This window comes from Ereboglobus sp. PH5-10, from assembly GCF_029504735.1.
Classification (GTDB): Bacteria; Verrucomicrobiota; Verrucomicrobiia; order Opitutales; family Opitutaceae; genus Ereboglobus.
The window spans coordinates 275841-286799 of the sequence record NZ_JAQFIP010000003.1; the positions used below are offsets into that span (position 1 = coordinate 275841).

At 62.1% G+C, this 10959-nt stretch carries 7 protein-coding genes; 5 read left to right on the forward strand and 2 right to left on the reverse strand.

The features are described from left to right. Together M2447_RS04400 and M2447_RS04405 are read left to right on the forward strand one after the other, a co-directional pair. Positions 1-330: a hypothetical protein gene (locus tag M2447_RS04400; protein ID WP_277557549.1), complete on the forward strand. Its 330-nt coding sequence runs from the start codon at positions 1-3 to the stop codon at positions 328-330. A 146-nt stretch (positions 331-476) separates the two neighbouring features. Then, the gene (locus M2447_RS04405; protein ID WP_277557550.1) at positions 477-2684 is read left to right on the forward strand and encodes a TonB-dependent receptor; all 2208 of its coding nucleotides are present in this window, start codon (positions 477-479) and stop codon (positions 2682-2684) included. Positions 2685-2819: 135 nt separating this feature from the next. Here M2447_RS04405 and M2447_RS04410 read toward each other — a convergent pair whose 3' ends face one another. Then, positions 2820-4409 (reverse strand): peptide ABC transporter substrate-binding protein, encoded by a 1590-nt coding sequence (locus M2447_RS04410; protein WP_277557552.1) that lies wholly within the window; start codon positions 4407-4409, stop codon positions 2820-2822. Positions 4410-4573: 164 nt separating this feature from the next. On the opposite strand from M2447_RS04410, the gene M2447_RS04415 reads away from it, so the two are divergent. Both M2447_RS04415 and M2447_RS04420 read left to right on the forward strand, forming a co-directional pair. After that, on the forward strand, positions 4574-8047 hold the full coding sequence (locus tag M2447_RS04415; protein ID WP_277557553.1) for a glycosyl hydrolase 115 family protein: 3474 nt from the start codon (positions 4574-4576) through the stop codon (positions 8045-8047). Positions 8048-8090: 43 nt separating this feature from the next. Beyond that, positions 8091-9032, forward strand: a complete 942-nt coding sequence (locus tag M2447_RS04420) for a diacylglycerol kinase family protein (protein WP_277557554.1) — start codon at positions 8091-8093, stop codon at positions 9030-9032. A gap of 103 nt (positions 9033-9135) precedes the next feature. Here the strand turns inward: M2447_RS04420 and M2447_RS04425 are convergent, their stop codons facing one another. After that, positions 9136-9888, reverse strand: a complete 753-nt coding sequence (locus M2447_RS04425) for a DUF6250 domain-containing protein (RefSeq protein WP_277557555.1) — start codon at positions 9886-9888, stop codon at positions 9136-9138. Between the two features lie 23 nt (positions 9889-9911). On the opposite strand from M2447_RS04425, the gene miaA reads away from it, so the two are divergent. After that, positions 9912-10838 (forward strand): tRNA (adenosine(37)-N6)-dimethylallyltransferase MiaA, encoded by a 927-nt coding sequence (gene miaA / locus M2447_RS04430; RefSeq protein WP_277557556.1) that lies wholly within the window; start codon positions 9912-9914, stop codon positions 10836-10838. The last annotated feature ends 121 nt before the right edge of the window (positions 10839-10959 follow it).

Genomic DNA, 10959 nt, shown 5'->3' on the forward strand with positions numbered 1-10959 from the left:
ATGTCGCAAATGCACGAAAACGCGCACACCGCAGCTCCCTTTTTCCGACGGCTTTTTGCGTCGGGGCTGTGCGCGCTTGTGCTGGCGGTTGGCATGCTCGCGGCTTCGCCCCAGCTGCACAAGATGCTGCACAATGATGCCGACCAGCCCGACCACACTTGCGTGATCACGGACTTTGCGCAGGGTGCCACACTCACGGCCGCCCTCGACGTCCCGCCCGCGAACGTGATCGTGTGGCGCGAGGTTTTTTTCACGGCGCCCGAGGCGCCGCTGTTTGGGATTCCGAAACACACGCACCCGCTCCAATGCGGGCCGCCGGCGCGCGTTTGATAAAAACTCGTCCGCTTTGGGGCGCGACGCCCGCGATTGCCGAACATGACATGCGACGCGGTTCCTCCTGTTTGCAATGCGCGAGCTGTATTCCCGCGATTGCGCGAACCGTCCCGAAAAACACCCGAAACCCAACATGAAAACCAATGTCCACAATTTCCCTTTTTTCCCGATCCCTGCTCAATTCAAACACCGCAAGATGCAACATCGCGCGGCTCGTCATCGCAATCGCGCTCATCGCGCTTAATTCCGGCGTTCGCGGCGCAACCCGCGACGACGACGATGTCATCAACCTGGACCGCCTCACCGTTTCCACGGGCACGCGAACGGAGCGGCTGGCTTCCGACGCGCCCGTCAAAACCGAGTTTTTCCTCGCATCCGAAATCAAGGCCCACGGGGGCGTCACCCTCGCCGATAGCCTGCGCTTGATACCGAGCGCCCGCTTCGAGTCGAACTGCTCCAATTGCGGCCTCAACGAAATCCAGCTTCTCGGGCTCAGCACCGATTACACCGCGATTTTGTTTGATGGCGCGCCGCTTTACTCGGGACTGGCCAAGGTTTATGGCGCCGATCTTTTCCCCACGATTTTCATCGACCGCATCGAAATCGTCAAAGGCAGCAGCTCCGTGCTTTACGGACCGGAGGCGGTCGCTGGCGTCGTCAACCTCATCACCACGATGCCCACGCACAACCACACCAGCGCGCTGTTGAGTTACTCCAATTTGAAAAACGACGCGGATGAGCGGAAGTTCACCTTCAAATCCAGCTGGCTGGACCGATCTGAAAAACTTGCCCTCACCGTCTACGGACTATGGGAAAACCGGGACGGCCTCGACTTGACGACGGACGGATTCACCGAACTGCCCGAATTTGAAAGCAAGGTCGTCGGCCTTCAGTTTCACTATCGCCCCGACAAGGACAAGCTGCTCAAAGCCTCCTATCAATACATCGACCAGTCGCACCGCGGCGGCGACCAGCTTGACTTGCCCGAGGAACAGGCCCGCGTCGCCGAATCACTGGCGCACAAAATCCACATGATCAACCTGCAATGGGAGCAACAGCTCACGCCCGCCCTTTCCTATTCGCTTCGCGGCTCCTACCTGCGCCTGCAACGCGATGCGTTCTACGGAGCGCGGGCTGACGCCGAGTTCGGCGCGTTCGACGAGGCTGGCGGATTCGCCGATCCCGGCAATCCCACGCCCGCCGAGGAGGCCGCGCTGGACGTGTTCGCCGCCGATCCCGCAAACCAGTCCGCAATCGACGCCGTCGCGCATCGCATCTGGAGCGACACGCGCAACCAGGTCGTTTTCCTGGACGCCCAGGTCACGCAAAAACTCGGCGCGCACGAGCTCGTTTACGGCGCGCAATACCGTTACGAAAAGCTGAAGGAACACCGCCCCAACGATCCCGCCATCGCCGACACCACCGACGACTTTGCAACCTACGGATTTTTTGCCCAGGACATCTGGACAATCCGGCCCGGACTCGAGCTCGTGCCCGGCGTGCGCGTCGACCGGCATGACAATGTTGGCGGTGCCATCTTTTCGCCGCGCGTCGCCTTGCGCTACCAACCGCTCAACGCCCTCACACTGCGGGCCTCATACTCGGCGGGCTTCAACGCCCCCGGTGCCTACAACGAGGACCTCCACATCGGCGTGAGTTCCGGCGGCGCCATTTTTCTGCGCAACTCACCCGACCTTGAGGAGGAGCGCTCGGACTCCTTCACGCTCGGCGCCGACTGGCTGGTTCCCTCCCTTGGCAAACGCCTCATGCTCAGCTCGACCGTCCACTACACATTCCTGCACGACACGTTCGACATTGACGACAGCGACGTCAACGGCACGGGAATTTGGGAACGCGTCAACGGCCCCGACGCCAGGGTTTTTGTCTGGGAAACCGGTTTCCAATGGATGGTCGTCCCCGGCTTGCGACTCGAAGGCAGCGTCAGCTACATCCGCGCGCGCTTCGACGATCCCATCTTTCGCGTCACTGGCCTGACCACGAGAGAGTTTGTCAAGCGCCCGGAATGGACGGGTAAATTCTCCGTTACATACGATTGCGGCGCGGGCTGGCAAATCGTGTCCCTGCTCAACTACACCGGCAGCATGCTGGCCGTCGGCGAGGAGGCGGACATTCATCGCAGAGCCCCGAAGTTCTGGGAGCTCGACCTGAACCTGAGCAAAACCTTCCGCCTTTCAACACACATGGACCTGAAAATCGGCGTCGGCGTGCGAAACCTGTTTGATGATCGTCAGGATGACCTTTTCGACAATGGCGAAGACCGCGATCCGACCTACTTTTACGGCCCCGTGCGTCCGCGCACCCTCTTCGCAACCGCGGGCATTGAGTTCTGATCACGGATCTCTTGGCACGGAGCAAACGCAACCTAAACAAACGGAAAGCGCCGCCAAAGGCAGGGCAGTTGGCAGACTGTCGCTAACGCTAGGAACGCCGAAACCGCAGTGTTTGCCTTTGAGATTCCCAGACAATCACTCCACCCACACTTTTTGATAGCGGTGGATTCCCAGGAGCGAGGGCACCCAGTTTTGCACTCGCGGGGAAATCAGGTAGCTGCGCGTGCCAAAGAAGATCGGCGCGATCGGAGCCTCGTCGAGGAGGATTTTTTCGGCGCGCTGATAAAGCTCGAAGCGTTTCTCCCGGTCGGACGCGCGTCCGGCCTCGGCGATGAGGCGGTCGTATTCGGCGTTGCTCCAGTGTGTCTGGTTTTGCCCGCCGTTGGTCACAAACATGTCGAGAAAGGTGATCGGGTCGTTGAAGTCGCCGACCCAGCGCGAGCGGCTGATGTCGAAGTCAATGGCGCGCTGCGCGTCGAGATACACGCGGTATTCCTTGTTCGTGATTGTGACGCTGATGCCGAGTTCGCGCCGCCACATTTCCTGAATGGCCTCGAGCACGGTGCGGTTGACTGCGTCGTTGTTCATCTGGATGTCGAGTTTCGGAAATCCTTTTCCTTTCGGATACCCCGCCTCGGCGAGCAGGCGGCGGGCGGCGGCGAAGTCGTCGGGAATCGCGGTCGCGCAAGTGTAACCTCCGGTGTTTGGCGGCGTGTAAAAGCGCGCGGGCGTGCGGCTGTTGTGGAGCACGCGCGCGATCAAGTCGCGGTTGATGGCGCGGGCGAGCGCGGCGCGGACTTTCGGATTGTCGAGCGGAGGGCGCTTGGTGTTGAATCGCAGGAAAAAGGTTTCCAGCAACGGGTCGATGCGCAGGGCGGCGGGGTTGTTTTTGCGGTAGGCGCGGATTTTTTCGGGGAGAATGTCGTAGGTGATGTCAACCTGTCCGGCGCGGAAGTTGCGCTCGTCGGTGGCGATGTCGTCGTTCGGGAAAAACACGACCGCGTCGAGCCGCGTGCCGGCGGCGTCCCAGTAGAGCGGATTTTTCTCAACGGTGATCTGGCGGTTCGGCTCCCAGCTTTTCATCGTGAACGCGCCGTTGCCGACGATGTTTTCCGGGCGCGTCCAAGCCGTGCCGCGCTGGTCGAGTTTTCCAAAGCGCAAAATCGTCGGCGCGTGAACGGGAAACCACATCGGTTGCGCGACAATGGAGAGCAGGTGCGGCGTCGGAGCCTCGAGCGTGAGCACGAGAGTGCGCGCGTCGGGCGCGGCGACGCCCACTTGCGCAAAATCGGAGAGCTTGCCGGTGTTGAAGGCCCCTGCGTTTTTGACTGGGTAAAGCATGTAGGCGTATTCGGCGCCGAGCATGGGCGAAAGGATGCGCCGGAATGATGTCGCGAAATCTTGCGCGGTCACCGGGTCGCCGTTGGACCAGCGGGCGCCGGCGCGCAGGCGAAATGTCCACGTGAGTCCGTCGGGCGAAGTATCCCAGCTCTCGGCAACGGCGGGGACGGGTTGCGAAGTGGCCTCGTCGATCGCCACCAACCCCTCGAAGAGCGCGATTGCGATGTTTTGGTCGGTGTAGGCCGACATCGTTTGCGGGTCCATATCCTGCGGCTCCGCGCCGTTGCCGATGCGCAAGACGGAAGAGGAGGCGAAAAGGGCTGAAGGGCCGAAAGGCTGAAGGGCTGAAAGAAACAGCAGCGCGAGGAGGTGGAGAAATCGCATGTTTGAAATGTGTAGGCGGTATTTTATGCGGTGGAAGTGGAAAAACACGCGCAGCCGAACACACTTCGGGCGGGTGCTGGTTTAGCGCATGCGCGACCTCACATAATGGCGAGCCCCCAACAGCAGACTTGGCAGCCCGTGCCGCGCGGGACATCGTGCGCCTCATGCTCCCATTTCGTCGCGCCCTGGCCCTCGCCGCCTTTTCATTCTTCATTTTTCATTCTCCATTCTGCATTGGCGCGCGCGCGCCCAAGCCGCTTTATCGCGACACCATTTACGACGGCGCGGCCGATCCCGTCGTCATCCACAACCGCGCCGGGAACAACTGGCTCATGTTCTACACCAACCGCCGCGCCAACGTCCCCGGGCTCGACGGCGTGAGCTGGGTGCACGGCACGCCCGTCGGCATCGCGCAATCCAACGACGGCGGCGCGACATGGGCCTACCGTTGCGACGCGCGCTTCCACGGCATCCCGGTCCCCGCGGGCACCGACCCAAAAACGCTCACGCACTGGGCGCCCGACGTCATCGAGCACGATGGCGTTTACCACATGTATCTCACGCTCGTGCCCGGCGTTTTCACCGATTGGAAACACCCGCGCGACATCATCCATCTCACCAGTCGCAACCTCATCGACTGGCACTACCAAAGCACGCTCGCGCTCGCCAGCGACCGTGTCATCGACGCGTGCGTGTTTCCGCTGCCCCAAGGCGGCTGGCGCATGTGGTATAACAACGAGCGCGACGCCAAATCCATCTACTACGCCGACAGCCCCGACCTCCACAACTGGACCGACAGGGGCAAGTGCGCCGGCGTCGGCGAGCGCCCCGGCGAGGGCCCGTATGTTTTCCGCTGGCGCGGACACTACTGGATGCTCGTCGATCTCTGGCGCGGCATCGGTGTTTACCGCTCCGACGATCTCCTCAACTGGACGCCGCAGCCCGGCGATCCGCTCCTCGGCAAACCCGGCAAGGGCGCGGATGACGGCGTGAACGGCGGGCATTGCGGCGTCGTGGTCGATCACGCCACCGACCGCGCGTATTGCTTCTATTTCACGCATCCCGGACGCAACGGCACCATTTCGCCCGACGACAAAAACAACCTCGAACTCCGCCGCAGCTCCATCCAAGTCGTCGAGCTCCGCGAAAAAGACGGCGTGATTTCGTGCGACCGCGACGCGCCGGCTTACGTGAAACTTTCCGCACCCGCCGTCGCAGCTGCTGATTTCGACTTAGTCGGTGTGAACGGCCCCGCCTTTATTTTCCACTCCGACCGCGATGCCAAGGTCGTTGCCATCGCCGCCCGCGATCTTGCCGCCGACATCAAACGAGTTTCAGGAAAAGAACTCTATCTCGCCACACATCTGGACTACGACGATGGCGTGCCACCACCCGCAATAATTGTCGGGACTCTCGGTAAAAGTGAATACATCGACAACCTCGTCCTATCCCGCAAACTCGACGTCTCCGCACTGCGTGGCTCATGGGAATCCTTTCTCATCACCACGCTCGACAACAACACGCTCGTCATCGCCGGCAGCGATCCGCGCGGCACGGCGTTTGGCGTTTACGAACTCTCGCGCATGATCGGCGTTTCGCCCTGGCATTGGTGGGCGGACGTCACGCCCGAAAAGAAAACCAGCATTTCGATTCCCGCCGGCACGCGCGTTTTCGGTCCGCCCTCGGTCAAATACCGGGGCATCTTCATCAACGACGAGGACTGGGGCCTGCAACCTTGGGCCGCAAAAACCTTCGAGCGGGAAAATGGCGGCATCGGCCCGAAGACCTACGAAAAAGTTTTTGAACTCCTCCTGCGCCTCAAGGCCAACACCCTCTGGCCCGCCATGCACGCCTGCTCGCCCGCGTTCAACAGCAACCCCGCCAACGCCGCACTCGCCTCCGACTACGCCATCGTCATGGGCAGCTCGCACGCCGAGCCCATGCTCCGCAACAACGTCACCGAGTGGACCGCCCCCCACAAGGACTACAACTACGCCACCAATCGCGACGGCGTCCTCGCCTACTGGGAGGAGCGCGCCAAAACCAACGGTCGCTACGAAAACATCTACACCATCGGCATGCGCGGCATCCACGACAGCGGAATGCAAGGCGGCGGCACAAAGGAAGAGCAAATTGCCCGCCTCGAAAAAATCTTCGCCGACCAGCGCGCGCTCATCGCCAAGCACGTTTCGCCCGGTGTCGAGCGCGTCCCCCAAATGTTCTGCGCCTACAAGGAAGTGCTCGACCTCTACCGCGGCGGCCTGCGCGTGCCCGACGACGTCACGATTATGTTCCCCGACGACAACTTTGGCTACATCCGCAACTTCCCCTCCGACGCCGACCGCGCCGCCATGCGCGACGGCAAACGCACCGGCGGTTTCGGCATCTACTACCACCTCTCCTACCTCGGACGCCCCATGGCCTACCTTTGGCTCAGCACCACGCCGCCCGCGCTCATCTGGGAGGAAATGAACAAAGCCCACCAGCTCGGCGCCGACCGCATCTGGATCGCCAACGTCGGCGACATCAAGCCCGCCGAAATCACCACCGAGTTTTTTCTGCAAATGGCATGGGACATCGGTTCCGTCGCCACGCTTCCGAACATGCAAATCGATTTTCTGCGCCAATGGGCCGCGCGCGAATTCGGCGCCGAACACGCGCCCGACATCGCGCAACTGATGGACATGTATTACCGCTACAACTTCGAGCGCCGCCCCGAGCACCTGCAATGGTGGCTGCCCCGCGAAAAACCAAAACCATCCACATTCACCCCCGCGCAACGCGAACGCCGCGACGAACTCGCGCGCAAAATGAACGAACTCCTCGCCACGATCCGCGAACGCATCCCCGCCGAAAAGCAGGACGCGTTTTATCAACTCGTCGAGTATCCCGTGCAAGGCTCCATCCTCGCCAACAACCGCTACTTCACCGGCGAGGAAGCCGCGCTCAAGCACATCGCCGGCGACAAAACCGCGCTCAACAAACTCGGCTACCAAGCCGACGTCCTCAACCTCCAACTCGCGCGCATCACGCACCGCTACAACAATCTCATCGCCGGCGGCAAATGGCGACACCTCATGCAACTCGAGCCCGCCGACAACGATTGGAAATCCATGCGCATCTCCAAGTGGCGCGTCCCCAATTTCCAGCAACCGCTCCCGTCCGCGCCAAAAGATCCGCTGACAGAAGCGGAAGAGAATGGCATTGAAATCTGGACGACAGGCATGCTCACTCCGATTGACGGATTGGGACGCTCAGGAACAGTCACTACCATTACTCCCGCCACGACATCAGCGACATCGATATTAGAAGCAAAAACAGCCCCCACTCTTATTTTTAAATACACCCTCGCCGCCCAACCCAATTCCGCAACCCTGCGCATCCACGTCCTCCCCACGCACGCCATCGACGGCTCCGGCAAACTCCGCATCGCCTACGCAATCGACGGCGCCCCCGAACCGCAACTCGCCGAACTCATCATCAACGACGGCAAACCCGAGTGGGCGCAAGGCGTCCTCGCCAACGAGCGCACCTTCGACATCCCGCTTCCGCCCTCCGCGCTCACCGCGGGCGAGCACACGCTGCATCTCCACGGCATCGACTCCAGCGTCGTGATCGACCGCGTAACGATTGAGTGAGAATATCGATGAGCTTAAACCAACAATGCCCGAATAATATTCCGTGAAAAAAGCCCGCTTCATTTTTAATCCGCGCTCGGGTTACAACATCAGCAATCCGCATGTTGTCGAACGGGTGCGGCGGTTCATCGCGGAGCAAAACGCGGCGGGCGTGCTCGACGCGCGGCTCGTGAGCACGGAGCGTCCGCATCACGCGACGGAACTGGCGCGCGCCGCAATCGCGGACGGATGCGAGCTCGTCGTCGCGGTCGGCGGCGACGGAACAATAAACGAAACCGCGACCGCGCTCGTCAACGCGCCCGCCCCGGTTGCGCTCGGCCTTGTCCCGTGCGGATCGGGCAACGGACTTGGGCGGCACCTCGGCATTCCCCGCCCAGACGAAAACGCCCTGCGCACGCTTGTCGACGGCACGCCGCGCGTGATCGACACGGCGATGGCAAACGAGCATCCGTTTTTCAACATGATGGGACTCGGCTTCGACGCCGGGATCAGCGCCCGGTTTCGCTCGCTCAAAAAACGCGGATTTCCGCGCTACCTGAAAATCATCCTCTCGGAATTTTTCCGCTACAAGCCGGTGTCCTGCGCAATCACGCCCCTCGATGAAAACGCACTCCCGGCACCCGCCACGGCAAAGCAACGGCTCGAGGCGGAGGCGTTTATTTTGGCGATCGGCAATTCCGACCAATACGGCAACGATGGCTTCATCACTCCGCTGGCGCGCATCGACGACGGACAGCTCGACCTGACGCTGGTGCGCGGCGTGTCGCTGCTCAACGCGCTGCCGCTTGCGATCCGCCTGCTCACGCGCCGCCTGTATGGCAGCAAAAAGGTCGCGCACCTGCGCGCGCCGGGATTTGTCATCGAACGTTCCGAGCCGGGCCTGATTCACACCGACGGCGAACCGCGCGAAGCGACGGCGCGAATCGAAGTGAAAATCCTGCCGCAAAGTTTGCGCGTGATGACCCCGCGCGGGAAGGTGCCTTAATATATTGGGCGAAAGTATAAAGCGCCCGCGCGTTAAATTGTTTCACCAAAAGCGCGAGCCAATGGCGCGGTTTCCGGCGCGCGCCCCGCTGCCCGCCCAAACCTTACTTGCCCTTCTCCTCCTCAAAATGCTCGTGAACATCCAGCGTGGTGACACGGAAATTCCTGATCTGCATTTTTGAGTCCACCGTGCGAAAACCAAACCAGCCCTCCTTGAGCGGCTTTGGATCCTTGTAGGAGAATACTGTTTTGCCGTCGCAAACAAAGCGCGCCTCGCCGTCCTGCGCGATCAGCACGATCTTGTATGTGTGATCGGGCTTGAGCATGTGCCCGGCGTCGGTGAGGTCGTGCTCCGGAAGCAGCGGACGCGCGCCCGTGCCATCGTAACGGCGGAAGCGCGTTGTCGTGTTCGCATTGCCGCCGTAGCCGGCATAGTAGAGGTTGAGCGCGTCGTAAGTCGCAAATTGTCCCGTGCGGCCGTGCTTCGCGTGAAACAAATCCTTCGGGTTCTTCGGATCCGTCGCCATCCAGAAACAGTTCATGTCCGACACGCGCGCGGCGGAGCTCATCGTGACCTCGTAGGAAATCGCGACTGGCGCGGTCAGCTTTTCCCTTAGCCACACCGTGCAGCCCTTCGCGTCCGTGATTGTGAGCACTCCGTTTTCCGCCGTCACGGTGCCGCCCGGCATTTGTTCGACAACCCACTTGTCGAGGCCGCCCGAAAAATCATCACTCGCCACAACCTTCGACTTGATCGTCACCGAATCGGGCTTGGGTTTGCATCCGGTGAAAAACGCGAGCGTGGATAAAATTGCCGCGGCAAACGCGAGCGCAGACTTGGCGTGAGGACGTTTCATGGTTTGCATGCTGGACGAATCGCATGTCCCTGCCCAACGAAAAAATTCTACACGTGCTCACCGGCCCGACCGCCGTTGGCAAAACCGAGCTCGCGCTTCGCTGGGCCGGGGCGAACAACGCGGAGATCGTCTCGTGCGACTCGCTCCTCTTTTACCGCGGCATGGACATCGGCACCGCAAAACCCGCGCCCGCCGAACTCGCCCGCGTGCCGCACCACCTGGTCGGCGTGTGCGACTGCGCCCGGCAAATGGACATCGCCCGCTACATCGCCCTTGCGCGCGCCGCCGTTGACGACATCGCCTCGCGCGGCAAACAAATCCTCGTCACCGGCGGCAGCGGTTTTTACCTGAAGGCATTTTTCGCGCCCGTCGTCGATGACATCGCCGTGCCGCCCGCGCTCCGCGCCGAAATCGCCGGACAACTCGCCGCGGAAGGCCTGCCCGCGCTTGTCGCGCGGCTCCGCGCGCTCAACCCCGAAGGGCTCGGCGCGCTCGACACCGCCAACCCGCGCCGCGTCACCCGCGCGCTCGAGCGCTGCCGCGCATCGGGCCTCACGCTCGCCGAACTCGCCGCCGACTTCGCGCGCCGCCCCCTCCCTTTCGCCGGCTGGAAAACGCGCATTGCCGTGCTCGACCGCGGGCGCGACGACTTGGAAAAACGCATCGCCATCCGTGTTGACGCGATGCTCGCCGCCGGACTGGTTGACGAGGTTCGCCGCCTGCGCGCGCTTGGCTTTGAGAAAAACACCAGCGGTTCCGGGGCCATCGGCTATCGCGAAACCCTCGCCATGCTCGACGGCAAACTCCCTCCCGAATCCCTCGCCGCTGAAATCACAAAAAACACCCGCGCGCTCGTCAAAAAACAACGCACTTGGTTTCGCACGCAACTGCCCGCGCACAAACTCATCGACGCGGACAGCGCCACAATCGGGACAATTTTCGCAGCATAACCAGGCGACGGTTCCGAACCACGATTGCACCCGGGAGCGGGGGGGGGGGGGCGCCGCCCGGGGGGGGGGGGGGGGGGGGGGGGGGGCGCGGGGGGGGGGGGGGGGGCCGCGCCCCCCGGGG

Bases quoted from the DNA above. Each gene is read 5' to 3' on its own strand.
- M2447_RS04400 (WP_277557549.1), top strand. From the start codon at position 1: ATGTCGCAAATGCACGAAAACGCGCACACCGCAGCTCCCTTTTTCCGA.
- M2447_RS04405 (WP_277557550.1), top strand. From the start codon at position 477: ATGTCCACAATTTCCCTTTTTTCCCGATCCCTGCTCAATTCAAACACC.
- M2447_RS04410 (WP_277557552.1), bottom strand. From the start codon at position 4,409: ATGCGATTTCTCCACCTCCTCGCGCTGCTGTTTCTTTCAGCCCTTCAG.
- M2447_RS04415 (WP_277557553.1), top strand. From the start codon at position 4,574: ATGCTCCCATTTCGTCGCGCCCTGGCCCTCGCCGCCTTTTCATTCTTC.
- M2447_RS04425 (WP_277557555.1), bottom strand. From the start codon at position 9,888: ATGAAACGTCCTCACGCCAAGTCTGCGCTCGCGTTTGCCGCGGCAATT.
- miaA (WP_277557556.1), top strand. From the start codon at position 9,912: ATGTCCCTGCCCAACGAAAAAATTCTACACGTGCTCACCGGCCCGACC.